This is a genomic window from Mucilaginibacter aurantiaciroseus (genome assembly GCF_024055595.1).
In the GTDB taxonomy this organism is placed as follows: domain Bacteria; phylum Bacteroidota; class Bacteroidia; order Sphingobacteriales; family Sphingobacteriaceae; genus Mucilaginibacter; species Mucilaginibacter aurantiaciroseus.
Map to the genome: position 1 here is coordinate 21,709 of NZ_JAMXOF010000005.1, position 16,795 is coordinate 38,503.

Annotated in this window: 17 protein-coding genes; 8 read left to right on the forward strand and 9 right to left on the reverse strand. The window is 41.6% G+C overall.

The window, feature by feature from the left end:
* Window positions 1–28 precede the first annotated feature (28 nt).
* A complete protein-coding gene (locus NAF17_RS17480) occupies window positions 29–1,459 on the reverse strand; it encodes an L-serine ammonia-lyase (RefSeq protein ID WP_252759317.1) in 1,431 nt (476 codons plus the stop codon).
* 115 nt (window positions 1,460–1,574) lie between these two features.
* Here NAF17_RS17480 and NAF17_RS17485 point away from each other — a divergent pair, with 115 nt between their 5' ends.
* Together NAF17_RS17485 and NAF17_RS17490 are read left to right on the forward strand one after the other, a co-directional pair.
* A complete protein-coding gene (locus NAF17_RS17485) occupies window positions 1,575–1,952 on the forward strand; it encodes a DUF805 domain-containing protein (RefSeq protein ID WP_252759318.1) in 378 nt (125 codons plus the stop codon).
* 112 nt (window positions 1,953–2,064) lie between these two features.
* The gene (locus tag NAF17_RS17490; protein ID WP_252759398.1) at window positions 2,065–2,286 is read left to right on the forward strand and encodes a DUF2752 domain-containing protein; all 222 of its coding nucleotides are present in this window, start codon (window positions 2,065–2,067) and stop codon (window positions 2,284–2,286) included.
* Between the two features lie 3 nt (window positions 2,287–2,289).
* On the opposite strand, the gene NAF17_RS17495 is transcribed toward NAF17_RS17490, so the two are convergent.
* Window positions 2,290–3,042 carry an RDD family protein gene (locus tag NAF17_RS17495; protein ID WP_252759319.1) on the reverse strand — a complete coding sequence of 251 codons (753 nt, stop codon included), beginning with the start codon at window positions 3,040–3,042 and terminating at the stop codon, window positions 2,290–2,292.
* A gap of 93 nt (window positions 3,043–3,135) precedes the next feature.
* On the opposite strand from NAF17_RS17495, the gene NAF17_RS17500 reads away from it, so the two are divergent.
* From NAF17_RS17500 to NAF17_RS17525, 6 genes are read left to right on the forward strand one after another with little or no spacing between them, the layout of a single operon-like run.
* Window positions 3,136–4,104 (forward strand): stage II sporulation protein M, encoded by a 969-nt coding sequence (locus tag NAF17_RS17500; protein ID WP_252759320.1) that lies wholly within the window; start codon window positions 3,136–3,138, stop codon window positions 4,102–4,104.
* A complete protein-coding gene (locus NAF17_RS17505) occupies window positions 4,088–4,942 on the forward strand; it encodes a hypothetical protein (RefSeq protein ID WP_252759321.1) in 855 nt (284 codons plus the stop codon). The genes NAF17_RS17500 and NAF17_RS17505 overlap by 17 nt, the downstream gene beginning before the upstream one ends.
* Before the next feature lies 1 nt (window position 4,943).
* Window positions 4,944–5,687: a DUF4129 domain-containing protein gene (locus tag NAF17_RS17510; RefSeq protein ID WP_252759322.1), complete on the forward strand. Its 744-nt coding sequence runs from the start codon at window positions 4,944–4,946 to the stop codon at window positions 5,685–5,687.
* A complete protein-coding gene (locus tag NAF17_RS17515; RefSeq protein ID WP_252759323.1) occupies window positions 5,684–6,868 on the forward strand; it encodes a DUF4350 domain-containing protein in 1,185 nt (394 codons plus the stop codon). The genes NAF17_RS17510 and NAF17_RS17515 overlap by 4 nt, the downstream gene beginning before the upstream one ends.
* Window positions 6,858–7,835: an AAA family ATPase gene (locus NAF17_RS17520; protein ID WP_252759324.1), complete on the forward strand. Its 978-nt coding sequence runs from the start codon at window positions 6,858–6,860 to the stop codon at window positions 7,833–7,835. Before NAF17_RS17515 ends, NAF17_RS17520 begins: the two co-directional genes overlap by 11 nt.
* A 6-nt stretch (window positions 7,836–7,841) precedes the next feature.
* The gene (locus tag NAF17_RS17525; protein ID WP_252759325.1) at window positions 7,842–9,188 is read left to right on the forward strand and encodes a DUF58 domain-containing protein; all 1,347 of its coding nucleotides are present in this window, start codon (window positions 7,842–7,844) and stop codon (window positions 9,186–9,188) included.
* Window positions 9,189–9,262: 74 nt separating this feature from the next.
* Here NAF17_RS17525 and NAF17_RS17530 read toward each other — a convergent pair whose 3' ends face one another.
* The 7 genes from NAF17_RS17530 to NAF17_RS17560 all read right to left on the reverse strand — a co-directional run bounded on the left by NAF17_RS17530 (window position 9,263) and on the right by NAF17_RS17560 (window position 16,765).
* Window positions 9,263–9,916, reverse strand: coding sequence for a mechanosensitive ion channel family protein (locus NAF17_RS17530; RefSeq protein WP_252759326.1), 654 nt, complete (start codon window positions 9,914–9,916; stop codon window positions 9,263–9,265).
* A gap of 485 nt (window positions 9,917–10,401) precedes the next feature.
* Entirely contained in the window at window positions 10,402–12,036 is a 1,635-nt protein-coding gene (groL, locus tag NAF17_RS17535) for a chaperonin GroEL (RefSeq protein WP_256474554.1), read from the reverse strand.
* 95 nt (window positions 12,037–12,131) lie between these two features.
* Window positions 12,132–12,425, reverse strand: a complete 294-nt coding sequence (locus NAF17_RS17540; protein ID WP_252759327.1) for a co-chaperone GroES — start codon at window positions 12,423–12,425, stop codon at window positions 12,132–12,134.
* A 242-nt stretch (window positions 12,426–12,667) separates the two neighbouring features.
* Window positions 12,668–13,027: a preprotein translocase subunit SecG gene (gene secG, locus NAF17_RS17545; protein ID WP_252759328.1), complete on the reverse strand. Its 360-nt coding sequence runs from the start codon at window positions 13,025–13,027 to the stop codon at window positions 12,668–12,670.
* A gap of 11 nt (window positions 13,028–13,038) precedes the next feature.
* Window positions 13,039–14,961 carry a hypothetical protein gene (locus NAF17_RS17550; protein ID WP_252759329.1) on the reverse strand — a complete coding sequence of 641 codons (1,923 nt, stop codon included), beginning with the start codon at window positions 14,959–14,961 and terminating at the stop codon, window positions 13,039–13,041.
* Window positions 14,962–14,979: 18 nt separating this feature from the next.
* A complete protein-coding gene (locus tag NAF17_RS17555) occupies window positions 14,980–15,504 on the reverse strand; it encodes an LptE family protein (RefSeq protein ID WP_252759330.1) in 525 nt (174 codons plus the stop codon).
* 13 nt (window positions 15,505–15,517) lie between these two features.
* Complete coding sequence (locus tag NAF17_RS17560) at window positions 15,518–16,765, reverse strand: sigma-54 interaction domain-containing protein (RefSeq protein ID WP_252759331.1); 1,248 nt, start codon at window positions 16,763–16,765, stop codon at window positions 15,518–15,520.
* Window positions 16,766–16,795 lie beyond the last annotated feature (30 nt).

Sequence of the window (16,795 nt, forward strand, 5' to 3'; positions counted from 1 at the left end):
GAAAGTTAAAGATCCTTTTTAAACTAAACTAACACTCCGGCAAACTGATAGGGATATTAATGGCAAGGCCCCCGTCGGATGTTTCTTTGTATTTGGAGTTCATATCTTGCGCGGTTTGCCACATGGTGCGTACTACGGCGTCGAGGCTTACTTTGGCTTTATCGGGATTGCTTTGCAGGGCCAGTTGGGTTGCGGTGATGGCTTTTATAGCACCCATTGTGTTACGTTCTATGCAGGGCACTTGTACCAGTCCGCCAATTGGGTCGCAGGTAAGGCCGAGGTGGTGTTCCATAGCAATCTCTGCTGCCATTAAAACCTGGCGCTGGCTGCCGCCTAAACACTCGGTAAGCGCTGCTGCCGCCATGGCTGACGATACGCCGATCTCAGCCTGGCAACCACCCATCGCGGCGGATATGGTAGCACCCTTTTTAAAGATACTGCCCACCTCTGATGCGGTAAACAAAAACTGGGTTATCTTCCCGTCGTCAAAACCATCGCAAAAGCTAATGTAGTATTGCAGCACCGCCGGTATAACACCCGCCGCGCCATTAGTAGGCGCGGTAACTACCCGGCCAAAGGAGGCGTTCTCTTCGTTTACGGCAAGCGCAAAACAGCTTACCCAGTCCAAAATGTTTTGGAAGCCGTTACCTGTTTGACGCATAGCCTGTACCCACTCGGTATAATTACTATAGCTATGCCCTTTTAACAACCGTGTATTTAATGCTGATGCACGACGAGCGACATTAAGGCCGCCCGGCAGGTTACCGGCGGTGTGGCAGCCGCGGTACATACATTCCTGCATTACTTTAAAAATATTAAGCACACTATCGCGGGTTTCCTTTTCGCTACGCCAGGCAAGTTCATTTTCTAAAACAACTTCAGATATTTTGAGGCCTGTTTTACGGCACCAGTGCAGCAGGTCGCCGGCGGTATCAATGGGGAATGGCAGGTCGACCTCCGTTTTATGACTGGTTTGCTCACCTTCTTTCACTACAAAACCACCCCCTATAGAGTAAAATGTGGCAGATACCGCGGTTTCGTTACTTAAAAACGCCTGGAAGGTTACCGCGTTAGGGTGAAACGGCAGGCTCTCGGTAAATAGGAACAGCAAATCATCATCCGCAAAAAAACCAACTTCTTTTTCGCCGCCCAATTGCAGTTTATGGGTTTGGTTGATGTCGGCTATTTTACTGTCAATTTTATCAACCTCAAAAGTAACGGGGTCATCGCCGCTAAGGCCAAGCAATATGGCAATATCGGTACCGTGGCCGCGGCCTGTTTTAGCCAATGATCCGTACAGTAAAATCTTAACCTGTACAACAAGTGGCAGGGCATCCTTTTGCTTAAGCAACTCAACAAATTGTTGCGCGGCCCGCCAGGGGCCAAGCGTATGCGAGCTGGACGGGCCTATGCCTATCTTAAACATATCAAATACAGAAATCTGTTCGCGCTGTTGCATGCCCAAAATTAATGAATAGTATCTATATTATTTTTTTGTTAAATTTTTAAAATCCCAGGAAAACTTCAAACTTCTTTTTATATTTAATAATCTTAAACCTTAAATTTTATAAAGCATGAAGTACTTTTTTTTAGTTTTGCAAAAATACGCTCAGTTTAGTGGCAGGTCCAGGCGCAGCGAGTATTGGTATTTTGCATTATTCAGCACAATTATCAGTTTAATACTTAAGTACGCAGGCACTGCGGCGGGATCGCCGTATATTGACACCATATATTCGCTTGCGGTACTAATACCATCAATTGCGGTAGGTGTACGCCGTATGCACGATGTTGGTAAAAGCGGATGGTTTATACTTATCCCTATTTACAACTTAATACTGGCCTGTACAGACGGCCAGCCCGGCGACAACGAATACGGCCCAGACCCGAAAGGAAGAGAAGGTTTTGGCGCTATGGATTATCAAAAACCTTTTGATATTGATCCTACCACTTAATACTACTCAGCAGCATTTTTTGCAGCCGCTTTACTTAATTAAGTGGCTGCAAAATCACCTGCTTAACTGCCCTTTTAAACAACTAACCGGTTTTGATTGCCCCAGCTGTGGCATGCAACGTTCTATTATCGCTTTGTTGCAGGGCGATATTTATCAGAGTTTAAAGTACCACCCGGCAACTGTTCCGCTTCTACTCTGCCTTGTTATTTCAATATGTACCCAAAATGGCTGTATCCCTAAAAATGAGCGGATAAAACGCAATATCTTTTTAGTAACGCTAACTTTATTTGCCTGCAATTATCTTATAAAAATTATATTGCCGGCTTTTGCCTAGCCGTTAGTTATACTGCGTGTTGCCTACAAAATGGTTATAATCGTTAAGTATCATCTCTAAAAATTGATACTCGTTTATATTAGACGGGTAAGTAATATTCAAAAAAGACTTTATTTTAATCGCCAGCTTATATACCAGCAAACTGTTACGTGTGCGGTTAAAGTTTTTGACAACATCATGTATAAGTACAATATCCTTATCCGTTAACTGCGTAACTTCAGCAAATATAGATTGATAATCTTCTGGCGGCGGGCCAAAAACCAAGTTGTCGAAATTATGGCTTGGGGTGGTTTTAACTACAGATGTGCCTGCTACCAAATCGCCTATCCGCTGTTTGTTATCAGTAAAGGCAACACATAATACCGCAGCTGCCCCAAGACTTAACCCCATATCAATTATCCTAAAAACCCACCTAAGTAAATATTGCCCAACTGTTGGCCTCCCGCCATTAAGGCTTATTACCTTTATTTTTAATGAGCGTTTACCAAAACTTTGCCCGTTCAAAAACAACTCGCAAATAAGGTCATAAAAAACGCTTAATGCTAACCATATTACTATAGTTATGATCCCTACAGTTTCATTGCCTTGTTGCCCATAATTATCCCTTATAAAAAGCGCTACGATTGTTATAGAGATAGAATAAACGATCATGAATAAAAAATAGTCTATCAACCTTGCAGCAATACGATCGCTAAAGTTTGCAACTTCATACTCAATATTGATATTTTGAGTGGTGGTTATTTTTATAGTGGGCATACAACAAATATATATTGCCAAAGTAAAATATTAATAGCTGTTAATTTAATTTTTGTTGTTATTTTAACAACAAAAATTAACCGCCCCCGCAAAATGCGAGAAGCCTTATTTGTAAAGCAAAATAACACCCGTTGGACGGAGTATAAAAACACCCAAACCAGCAACCCTGACGAGCTTGCCGATAGGTTTATTGCTATAACCGACGACCTGTCTTACGCTAAAACATTTTATCCGAATTCAAAAACAACGGCTTACTTAAATAAACTGGCAGCAGGTTTTCATCAGTCTATTTATAAAAACCAAAAGGAAAACAACAACCGGTTCTTTTTATTCTGGAAGTTTGAGCTACCACTCCTTTTCAAAAAGTATCATAAAGAGATACTTTGGTCATTCCTGCTTTTTATGACATTCTTTTTTGTGGGAATGATCTCCGCAAAGTACGACGATACCTTTGTAAGGCTTATTATGGGCGATGGTTATATAGATATGACCAATGCCAATATTGCCAAAGGCGACCCGTTTGGCGTTTATAAGGACAAGAGTACCTTTTGGATGTTTTATGGCATAGCAAGCAACAATCTTTATATCACCGTTGTAACTTACGTAACCGGGTTGTTTTTTTCGTTAGGAACTGTGTATATTCTTTTTAAGAATGGCATTATGTTAGGTGCCTTCGAGTACTTTTTTATATCAAAAGGGCTGGGGTTGCAGTCGATACTAGTTGTATTTATACACGGCACGCTCGAAATATCGGCCATTATAATTGCCGGTGGTGCAGGCCTGGCGTTTGGCAACAGCATTTTGTTCCCTAAAACCTACCCCCGGCTTGTATCTATGATGAGAGGTGCTAAAGATGGTGTTAAAATCATGACAGGTATTTTACCAATTGTTGTAGTTGCCGCCATATTTGAGAGCTTTATAACACGGCATACAGAAATGCCTGCATGGGTAAGTGTTTTTATCCTTACCGCCTCATTTACCTTTATTGTTTGGTATGTTGTCATCTACCCTATTTGTCTTTTAAAAAATAAAACTATAATTATTGATGTTACCAAAGGTTGAGTTGCTCAGAATACGAAAGTTAGGCGAGGTGGTGGATGACAGTATCCTGTTTCTTAAGCAAAACTACCGCCCGTTACTAAAATCGTACTTCTTTATATGCGGTGTGTTTTGGGTTGCAGGTATCATCAGCGCAATGTTTGGCCAAACCCAGACATTTCAGCTACAGGCAAAGGGCGAATCTGCTTTTAGCTATACCTACATCATTGCCATGATACTGGCGTTTTTAAATTACCTGCTCACAACAATTACCATATTATCATACATATCCTTGTATCAGCAATATGATAAACAGCCACCCAGTGTAGAGGATGTTTGGTCTTATGTAAGGTACTACTTTATGCGGGTATTGGGGAGCGCTGTTGTATTACTAATCATGAACGCGCTGGCATTTTTACTGTGTTTTTTCCCGGGTATTTATTTCGTCCCGCTCAATATGCTTATCATAACGGTTATGGTGATAGAAAACGGGGGGTTGCGCTACTCATATGGTAAAGCACGTCAGTTACTTAAAAAAAACTGGTGGACGTTACTAAGCTCCTTAATGGTTATAACGTTTGTTAATGTGGCGGCATTAATATTGCTTTGTATCCCGGTTGCCATTATCATTTTTTTGCTCTACTTTTTTGCACATATTAACGATAACAACGCCATATACCTGACACTGTCATTTATCATGAGTTTTGCTCAAGTGTTTTACATATTACCTGTTATTGTGTTGGCATTAAGCTTTTACAGCTTTAACGAACAACAGGATGATAACAGCTTGTTGAAGCGCATTAATATGCTTGGCACTATTAACACAGATAAACCAGAAGACCTGCCGTTAGAGGAATATTAATATGCGTAGGTTACTATTATTTATTACAGCAATCCTTTTTATCAGCCTTAACGTTTGGGGTAAGCAACCCATATTGCCCATAGTAGCCAAAAAAACTTTTAAAGGGATTATCAAAGCAGATACTGAAAACGTAGCCAAACGTAATTTTAATGCCAATGCCTTAAACAACTATAAAAAGCTTAAAGAGTTTAACTATACCGAAGTTAAAGGCACTAACTTTTGGGAGCGGTTTTGGAATAGTGTTTGGCAATTTATTTCAAACCTATTTGAAAGGGAACCAGGAAATCCTAAAACCGGTAATAGATTTTTAGGTGATGCTTTGATGGTAGCCGCATGTGCATTTATTATTTATGCCTTCTTAAAAATGCTTAAACTCGATGGGCTTTTCAGGCGCAAATCTAAAGACGTAACGCTTGCTTACTCGGAGTCGGCAGAGGATATTAATATGATTGATTTTGAAAAAGATATTGCCCATGCCGTGGCTGCACGCAATTACCGGTTAGCCATAAGGTTACTCTATTTACAAAGTTTAAAGCTGCTTAGCGATGCGCAAATTATTGATTGGCAAATAAACAAAACCAACAGCGTGTATATACACGAAATTAACGACACAACCCAAAAACATTCTTTCAAACTGCTTACCCGGCAGTTTGAGTATGCTTGGTACGGAGATTTGCCTATAGATAACGCTTCGTTTATAACGACCAATGCCTTGTTCAGCGAATTTAGGAGGATGCTTAAATGAAAGGATATAAAGTTTACCTGGCCGCTATCTCCGTATTACTTATATTATATTTTGTGGCAGAGTATAACCGTCCTAAAAGTATCGATTGGGAATCGTCTCTAAAACGGTCGGATAAAATACCTTATGGCACTTATGTATTGTATAAACAGCTATCTGATATTTATCCCAAGGCCAATGTTATCAACACCAATAAATCTTTATATCAGGTATTAACTTCTAACGATTCATTGGGGGGCAATTATTTGATCGTTACAAATTCTACAAACATTGGTAAAGATGATTTTAAAGCACTCACCAAATTCATAAGCAAGGGCAACTCGGCGTTCATATCATCAGATTCCTGGAACAACTATCTTGCAGACACCCTTAAAATTATAAGTGCAAATGAATTTGTAAACGGTAAAATAGGCCTTAATTTCACTAATCCTGCACTTAAACAACTTACCGATTATAAATTAGATAACACTGTTGCAAGCCGCTATTTCAGCAGTTTTGATACATTAAGGGCATCCATTATCAGTAAAAATCAATTTGGCAAAAGTGTTTTTTTACGCTACAAATATGGTAAGGGCAGCCTGTTTATGTTTGCAGCCCCTAAGGTTTTCACCAATTACAACCTGCTAAAACCAGCAGGTACAGAATATGCCGCCAAAGTGCTCTCATACCTGCCTGTTGCTAATAATGTATATTGGGATCAGCATCAAAATAACGAACTCGATTTAGATGAATCAAGCCTGCGTGTGTTTTTTAGTCACCCGCCCCTTAGATGGGCATTTTATCTTAGTTTGGGCGGGATGGTCCTCTTCCTGTTATATGAAATTAAACGCAGGCAGCGCATTATACCAGTCATAGATCCGCTAAAAAATTCGACGGTAGAATTTGTGAGCGTAGTAGGTAAAGTTTACTACGAGCAACGTAATAATGCCGACATTGCCTTTAAAAAGATAACCTATTTTACCGGACGACTGCGCAATACCTACAATTTAAAAACAGGCATATATGATGATGCTTTTTTAAATGCGCTCATCAACAAAACAGGTGTAGAAACTTTGCTGGCACAAGACCTTATTGGGCACATTAATTACTTATTGCCACAGAAAAATATTACCGACCACGAACTTATTACCCTGAACCAACTAATAGAAAAATTTTATATCCAAACCGGATCATATGGAAAATGAGGATTTTGAACAAAGAACAGACCTTAGCAAATTAAGTACTGCTGTTGAGCAGATAAAAGCTACGCTTGCCAAAATAATTGTTGGCCAACACGACGCTATTGAACTGATCATAGCAGGTGTACTTGCCGATGGCCACATCCTGATAGAAGGTGTACCGGGTGTAGCAAAAACGCTAACCGCCAAGTTGGTTGCCAAAGCTATAGATGCAAAATATTCGCGCATACAGTTTACGCCGGACCTTATGCCGTCGGACGTGTTGGGCACATCGGTATTTAACCCTAAGAACGCCGCGTTTGAATTTAAACAGGGGCCGATCTTCGGCAACATCATCCTGATAGATGAAATAAACCGCGCTCCCGCTAAAACGCAATCCGCCTTATTTGAGGTAATGGAAGAGCGCCAGGTGACCATTGACGGCCATACCTATAAAATGGACGAGCCTTTTATTGTGCTGGCTACCCAAAATCCAATTGAGCAGGAAGGCACATACCGCCTGCCCGAGGCTCAACTGGATCGTTTCCTGTTTAAGATCGAAATCAAATACCCGTCGCTGGAAGAAGAGATAGCTATACTTACCCAACAGCACCAGCAAAAAACATCCGATCAGCTTAGACATGTTGACGCGGTTTTGGCAGGTGCCGATATTGTAAACTTGCGTAAACAGGTTAGGGAACTGCATGTAGAGCCAAAAATATTGGCCTTTATTGCGCAGATCATCCACGAAAGCCGTAATAATAAATCGTTGTTCTTGGGGGGATCGCCAAGGGCATCATTGGCTATAATAAATGCAGCCAAAGCGCTCGCCGCAATAAAAGGCCGCGATTTTGTGACACCCGATGATATTATAGCTGTTGCAAAACCGGTATTAAGGCACCGCGTAATGCTTACGCCCGATAAAGAGATGGAAGGCGTTACACCAGATGAAGTGATAGCACAGATCATCCAAAAAATTGAGATACCACGATAAACGCAGGTGAGAAAGATCTTAGGCTTATTTTACACTAATTTATTTTTAACTGGGCGTTTATTTACAGGGCTGGGCGTTTGCGTGGTGCTTTTTGTGTTGTCGTTCTTTTTCCCTTGGCTGGGTGTTGTACCCGAACTGGCATTTTGGGCGCTGGTGCTTTTTATACTTACCGATGTGTTGATGCTTTACCGCACTGCAAAGGCCGTTTTTGCCAAACGCCACGCGCCCGAACGCCTGAGCAACAGTGATGACAACGAATTGGGGATCTACATAGAAAGCCACTATCCGTTCACTATATCGGCCGGGATTATTGATGAGATCCCCTTCCAGTTTCAGCGCAGGGATATCTGGTTTAAAACCATCCTTAAAACCGGTGAGCATAAACTGATCAGTTACCTGCTGCGCCCCACCAAACGTGGTGAATATGAATTTGGCGATATCCGGGTGTTTATACGGTCACCAATAGGGCTTGTGAGCCGCCGTTTTAATTTTGAACAGGCCGAAACATTGCCTGTTTACCCCTCGTTCCTCCAAATGCGCAAATACGAGTTGATGGCCATATCAAACAGGTTAAATGAGATAGGTATCAAAAAAATACGCCGCCTTGGCCATAGTCTGGAGTTTGAGCAAGTAAAAACCTACGTACCCGGTGAAGACCTTCGCACTATAAACTGGAAAGCTACCGCGCGCCAGGGCAACCTGATGACTAACTTTTACACCGACGAGAAATCGCAACAGGTATACTGCGTTATAGATAAATCGCGTGCTATGAAAATGCCATTTGATGGTTTAAGCCTTTTAGATTATGCCATAAACGCAAGCCTAGTACTTTCAAATATCGCATTGCTGAAAGAGGATAAGGCCGGGTTAATTACCGTAGCCGAAAAGATAGGCACAGTTATCCCTGCTGAACGACGCCACTCGCAAATGAATAAAATACTGGATGTATTGTACAAAGAAAAAACCCGCTACCTGGAAACCAACATGGAGGCGCTGTACACTACCATCAGGGGCGTAATAAAGCAACGCAGCCTGGTAGTGTTCTTTACCAATTACGAAAGCATGAACGCGTTAGAAAGGCAGCTTCCGGACTTAAAACGAATAGCCAAGTTCCACTTGTTGTTGGTTGTGTTTTTTGAAAATACGGAATTAAAACAATTAAGCGAACAACCCGCGAATGATGTGGAAGAGATCTACATAAAAACCATAGCAGAAAAATTTGCTTATGATAAAAGGCTGATCGTTAAAGAACTGGCGAAACATGGCATACAATCTATATTAAGTACCCCAAAATACCTTACCATTAATACCATTAACCGTTATCTGGAGTTAAAGGCGAAACAAAGAATATAGAAGGAGAAACAAGATATTGAGAATCAAGAGGCAAGAAGAAATCTTGATTCCTGACTCTTGACTTCTTAAGTCTCTTACGCCATCCCCGGGAATTTAATCCCTGCGGCTTTAACATCATTGATGATTTCTTCCTGAAGGGCTATTTTGGTGTCTAAGAAGTAAGCGGGATCTACCCATACCCGTACAGTAAAACGCATACCATCAGTTTCTAACAAAAGTACGCCAATTTTAACAGCAGGTTCGCCCAATATATTAGGCACTTTCTTTATAGCTGTGGTTAATATTCCTTTTACCTGTTCGATATCAGCCCCATAATTAAGCTTAAAATCAACATCTAAACGGCGTTTGCCCTGGCGGGTAATGTTGATGATTACCTCATTAAAAAGCTTCCCGTTGGGGATGATAACCGTTTTGTTATCGGCGGTCAATATCTCGGTATAAAAAAGCTGGATAGCCTGTACGCGGCCATCCTGGCCCTGGGCTATGATATGGTCTTCTATCCCGAAAGGTTTTAATAACAGGATTAGCACCCCGCCCGCAAAGTTTTGCAAAGTACCGGATAGGGCTAAACCCGCGGCCACACCTAATGCACCAATAACAGTGCTTATAAAAGTAAGTTGGAAGCCAATAATATTAAATACGCTTATGATAAGCACCGCGTATAATGCAGTTATAGAAAGACTTAAGAAAAATGGTTGTAGTGAAGAATGAACTTCCCGTTTACTCATGCGGCTGGTAAGGCGCGATTTAATAAACGCTATTACCCAAAGGCCAACAAAGAAAAGGATTATTCCGAATAAGTATTTTGGCCCGTTTGCGACCAACCAGATATGTAATTGACGATAGAAATCTTGCAGCTCCATAGATAGGAGCCAAAATTAAGAATTTTTATTAACTGTATAGGGTTACAAACAGTTCTGGGCCTTTGAACAAAACCCACTCTACAATGCGGCTAAGTATGTGCGTCCTTTTTTTAACTATTTGTTTCATACCGGCACTTATTCAAATGCTGTGCCTAACTGCCAAAACACTAATAATGTTACAAAAGATTAATATGGACGCACGAAACGAGTTATCACAAGCCAATAAACGCCCCCGAACCACCAAAAAGCCCCCTTGAAGCGATGTAAAAAACACGACAACAAAAAACCCCTGTCTATTTTAACAGACAAGGGTTTAATATTTATTAAGCGATGCTTAACAGGGGAAATGATTACATCATGCCGCCCATGCCGCCGCCGCCCATTGGTGGCATGCCACCTTTGTCATCATCAGGCTCATCTGCCAACACACACTCGGTGGTTAACAACATAGCCGCGATAGATGCTGCGTTCTCTAATGCTACACGGCCTACTTTAGTAGGGTCGATAACACCTGCGCCAATTAAGTTCTCGTATTTGTCGGTACGTGCATTATAACCAAAGTCGGCAGTGCCTTCTTTAACTTTTTGCACAACTATCGAACCTTCGATGCCAGCATTCTCACAGATCTGGCGAAGAGGCTCTTCGATAGCACGACGGATAATCTGGATACCTGTGTTCTCATCTTCGTTAGCACCTTTAAGGTCTGTTAAAGCAGCAACCGCACGGATGAAGGCAACGCCACCACCTGCAACAATACCTTCTTCTACAGCCGCACGGGTTGCATGTAAAGCATCGTCAACACGGTCTTTTTTCTCTTTCATCTCAACTTCTGATGCTGCACCAATGTACAATACAGCAACACCGCCAGATAATTTAGCTAAACGCTCTTGTAATTTCTCTTTATCGTAATCAGAAGTGGTAGTTTCGATCTGCGCACGGATCTCACCAACACGGCCTTTGATCAAATCTGCATCACCTGCACCGTTAACCAGTGTAGTATTGTCTTTATCGATAGTGATCTTTTCTGCCTGGCCCAACATAGATAAGTCAGCACTTTCTAATTTGTAACCACGTTCTTCAGATATTACGGTACCGCCTGTTAATACAGCGATATCCTCTAACATTGCTTTACGACGATCGCCAAAGCCTGGTGCTTTAACAGCAGCAACTTTTAACGAACCACGAATTTTGTTAACTACCAGAGTAGCTAATGCTTCGCCATCTAAGTCTTCAGCAATAATTAAAAGTGGTTTACCTGTTTGTACTTGTTTCTCCAGAATAGGAAGCAATTCCTTCATTGAAGAGATTTTTTTATCGTAGATAAGGATGTATGGGTTTTCTAACTCAACTTCCATTTTATCTGAATTGGTAACAAAGTACGGAGAAAGGTAACCGCGGTCAAACTGCATACCTTCTACAGTTTTAACTTCAGTTTCGGTACCTTTTGCTTCTTCAACAGTGATAACGCCTGAAGTACCAACTTTAGCCATAGCTTCAGCTATTAACGCACCGATAACTTCATCATTGTTAGCTGATATAGATGCTACCTGTTTGATCTTGTTGTTATCTTCACCAACGGTTTGTGATTGAGTTTTTAAGTTTTTTACAACTGCAGCAACTGCTTTATCAATACCGCGTTTCAAATCCATTGGGTTTGCACCAGCTGCAACGTTTTTAATACCTGCAGTAACAATAGCCTGTGCTAAAACGGTAGCAGTAGTAGTACCATCACCTGCAATATCAGCAGTTTTTGATGCAACTTCTTTAACCATTTGCGCGCCCATGTTTTCGATAGGGTCTTTCAGTTCAATTTCTTTAGCTACAGTTACACCATCTTTAGTGACAACTGGTGAACCAAACTTTTTGTCGATAATTACGTGACGACCTTTTGGGCCTAATGTAACTTTAACCGCGTTAGCCAAAATATCAACACCACGCTTTAAAGCGTCACGTGCCTCAACATTATATTTAACTTGTTTTGCCATGATTTTTTATTTGAATATTTAAATGTTGTAAAGTTAAAATTTTATGAAATTCAATATTGGAAGGCAACTTTACAACCTTTCAATATTGCAACAAATTATAATACCGCGTAAATGTCAGATTCGCGCATGATCAGGTATTCTTTACCGTCTAAGTTGATCTCGGTACCTGCATATTTTCCGTATAAAACAGAATCGCCAACCTTGATGGTCATTGGGATAAGCGCGCCAGAAACATCAGCATACTTACCAGGGCCTACAGATACTATAGTTCCTTTTTGTGGTTTCTCCTGGGCTGTTTCAGGAATGTAAATACCAGAAGCGGTTTTGGTTTCAGCAGCTGCTGCTTCTACAACCACTCTATCCGCAAGGGGTTTAATGTTTAATGACATAGTAATACTATTTTGATTTTATAATTTTAAGTTTTCGTATATTAATTTCACATCAATTATGCCAAGCAGCAATTATTTTTTGCATTGGCATATTTACTGTTTAATTGTCACCTTTTAAAGCTAAGGTTACAACCTATTGGTTTTATCTTAACAGCCGTGTGCCAACGTGTCAGTCAACACTATTTCAACAAAAAAGGCTTTGGAGTATAGTCCAAAGCCTTTAAGTATTTCTTATAAACTTATTACTTTTTGGGTTGAGCAGCCGGTGCAGGTGCAACAGCTGGTGTGCTTAACGGTGCAGGTGCCGCGGTTGTACCCTTTGGTTTAGAATCTTTTCTGATCTGCTCTAATAAAGCCGGGTCACTGCCTTTTTGAGAACCATCTTTAACAGATACGTTGATCATCAACGATAAAATCATAATACTGATAGCCAGCACCCAAGTTCCTTTTTCTAAAAAATCGCCGGTTTTTTGTACGCCCATTAATTGTGACGTACCTGAAAAATTTGAAGCTAAACCGCCGCCTTTAGGGTTTTGGATTAATACGATCAGGCCTAAAAGGACACATAAAATGATCGTGATGATGATTAAAACTAAATACATTTCTTATAATATCAATTGGTTTTCTTTTCTAACTGTTCAATCTGGGTTACAAAGTAAAGCTTTTTTTCCGGAAATTTCAATATCAATTTTTTATAAGTAGCTATAGCTTTATGATATAGCATTTGGTCGCAATAAATACGTGCCAGCGTTTCGGTCACAAAATCGTTCTGGTCTTCAGAGCTTCTTTTGGCTTTATTCTCATTATCCAGTTTATCTGCCGACAGCGGTTTTATCTGCGGCTCTGTATGGATGAAACGTTCTATAATAACATCTTCCTTTTTATCGGGATCAAACGCCACAGGTGCCGCCTCTGCGCCCCTTTGTACCCCACTTATTGATGTAAGGCTAAAGATATTCTCGTAATACTGCTGCTGTAACTCATTGCCGCTGCCTCGTTTTGCCGGCTTTGCTGCCTCGCCTCCGTTAGGTTTTGTATCGGCTGAAGGAGCTTCGCCATTCGTGTACGGTTGGAAAGTTTCGGCATGCTCCTTACGGGTTTTGTTTAGCCACCACATAAAAGTGTATGGCATTTTATCATCATCGTAACGGGATACCTGCTGCCCGGCAGGCTCTGCCAATTGCGCTATTGGCTGGGTTGCTACAGAGAATAAATTTTCAACCGGTACAGCTTCCTGAACAATCGGCGCAGTATTGTTTACACCACGTAACTCATCAAGCTTTTTATCAAATGACAGGAAATCGGCACCTATGGCGCTATCCATTATCAGGCGTTCTTCCTGTTCCTGGATGTGCTTATGTTCGTCACGCAATGGCTCTACAACCGGCTGCGGCTGGTGGAATAACACTTCTGATGCTTCCTCTTCTTCGGGGCTGCAATCTATATGCGGTTCGCTAAACCTTGCCTCAACAGGCGCAGTAGCTACCTCGTTAGGGGCGGCTTTAAAGCCAATATCTTCTATACCTACTATCTCGTCGTAAACGTCATCATCAATATCCTGACGCGTTTGTTCCGGCTCCGGTGTATTTTGCGCGCCCGGTTTAGGGAAACGCGAATTAAACCTTGGTGCTTCGTATTGGGGGATGGGAGGCGGTGTTTGCTGTACGGGTTGCTGTTCGGCAACTGGTGCAGGCTTTTCTACCAGAGGTTGCTGTGTAGTTGCTTCCGGCTCGTTATATTGGTAAGCATTTTCAACAGGCGTTTCTGTTACAGGTTGTTCTATATTTTCAGGCTCGCTGTTCTCAAACGCGTGATAGGTATGGTGATATTCACTGCCAATAACCGGGGCTTCGGTAATTTCTTCAACAGGTTCTTCCTTTTTTGCGTCCTGCGTTTTCGCCGCATTGCCTGTTTCAGGGTGCTCGTAATTATCAACAGGCGTAAAGGTAACTTCTTCAGTTACTTCAGGTTGCTCAACAACTTGTGTCGGCTCTTGGTCTTGTTCTTCAATAATTTGCAAAGGCTCGCTTACGGGTTCATCGGCAACAATAACTTCTTGTCGTTCCGGCGAATTGTATCCGTTATTATCAAAAGCATTTGCATCATCAAGTTGTGCGGGGTCACTTTGTAGTTCTTCGGCAACAATACTATCCTGTTTTGCAGGGGCATCGTATCCGTTATTATCAAATGCATCGGCATCAATAGATTTAGCCGTGGCAGTGCCTGTATTAAATAAGTTTTGGGTTGTTGTGTAGATATCCGCTGTAGAGAGGATAATGCTTGCCTCATTAACTACTGCAAGCTCTTGCGGATGGTTAACCACTTTATGCAGCGTGCGAGGGTTAAAATAAACTGTTGCTTTACTTAGCTGCTTTTTATCTCCTGCGCGGGCAAACAATACCTGCAATAAACCACTTTGCGGGTTATCCTGAACCAAACGCTCCAGGCTTTGGATATATGACGATCCGTTATCGGCCGGGTTAGCCAACAAGTCCCATAGAAAAAAATTCTGCCTGCTATCTACGTATTGATCCACGTTTTATAAACTATATGCCTACCAATTGGCAAAGGCCCTGTTAAAAATATCGTCTGTTAACTGTTTAACAATTTCTGGTATCAAAGTTTGTTCCTGCGATGCACTATCGCCGGTAAATTCTTTATATTTTGTAAACGTTTCCTCAAAATTAAGCTTTTTATCGGCTTCGTACACATATTTTACGGTAACAGTAATGGTTAAACGGCTGGCTCCTGCAATTGGCGCAACATTACTATTGGTAGCCTGTATAGAAACCGGTGCAATACTGTAGCCCGTAATTGCTCCGCTCATGGTGCCGTTAGCTTCGCCCCTGGTAATGCTGATGCTGGTTTGCGAACGGATGCGATTTTTTAGTGCTTCTGTAAAGGTTTGGCTTAAGGTAGGCACAACAAGTTGAGCATTATTTTCAAAAAACTGAACATCAATTGTTTTTAGATCTACTGGTATGGATGCACCATTAAGCGATAACTTGTAAGCGCAAGAGTTAAAAAGCATCACCACCGTACCCAATATTAACACATTTAAAAATAACCTTTTCTTCATTTGATATGATACCCTATAAATCTAATTCTTTTATTTTACGATATAAAGTTCTTTCTGAAATGCCCAGCTCATTTGCGGCCAGCTTACGCTTGCCTTTGTGCTTTTTAAGCGCTTTACGGATCAGGTCAGATTCCTTTTCTATTAGCGATAACGATTCCTCCACCTCTTCGGCTTCGTGCGTTATGTTATAATCGTTATTGTTATTGCTGCTAACGTTACTGTTAACGGGTTGCTGCAGGGTAAATTGTGCTTCGCGGTTATTGGTGGGCAATTCAATATCGCGGTAAAGCTGTGTTACAGCCGGCGAGTTGTTTGCATAGTTTGTGCTTACACCGCCATGCTCAATAATATCAGCCACTAGTTTTTTCAACTCAACCATATCGCGCTTCATATCAAACAGTACTTTGTAAAGGATATCCCGTTCAGAAAAATCCTCTTTCGGCTGATTGTCCAGGCGCATTGGCAAATTGCTGCGGCTTGCCTCATGTGGTATATAGGTTAGCAGTGTTGGCGCAGTTATTACGCGGTCGCGTTCTAAAACGGCCAATTGCTCGGCCATATTTTTCAACTGCCTAACATTACCCGGCCACGAATAATTGATGAGTACCTGCTGCGCTTCTTCATCTAATTGGATAGGTGGGCTGCGGTACTTATCAGTAAAATCTGAAGTAAACTTGCGGAACAGCAGGAATACATCTTCCTTCCTTTCGCGCAATGGTGGGATTTTCAACGGAACGGTGTTTAGCCTATAGTAAAGATCCTCGCGGAACTTACCGGCTTTAACCGCATCGTAAACATCCACGTTGGTTGCTGCAATAACACGCACATTGGTTTTCTCAACCTTAGATGACCCCACCCTAATGTACTGGCCCGATTCTAAAACCCTGAGCAAGCGCGCCTGGGTGCCTAATGGCATTTCGGCTATCTCATCTAAAAAGATAGTACCACCATTCACGGTTTCAAAGTAACCTTTACGCTCGCCAACGGCACCTGTGTAAGCGCCTTTTTCGTGCCCGAATAGTTCCGAATCGATGGTACCCTCGGGGATAGCCCCGCAGTTAACCGCTATGAACGGCCCATGCTTACGCGGACTCATCTGGTGGATAATGTGCGAAAAAACCTCTTTACCACTACCACTCTCGCCGGTAATTAATACCGAGATATCTGTAGGTGCAACTTGGTTAGCTATATTTATTGCCCTGTTCAACAACGGCGAGTTGCCGATGATGCCAAAGCGTTGTTTGATTTCTTGTACTTCCATTTATTAAATTTGAAGATTCGGCAATTTGAA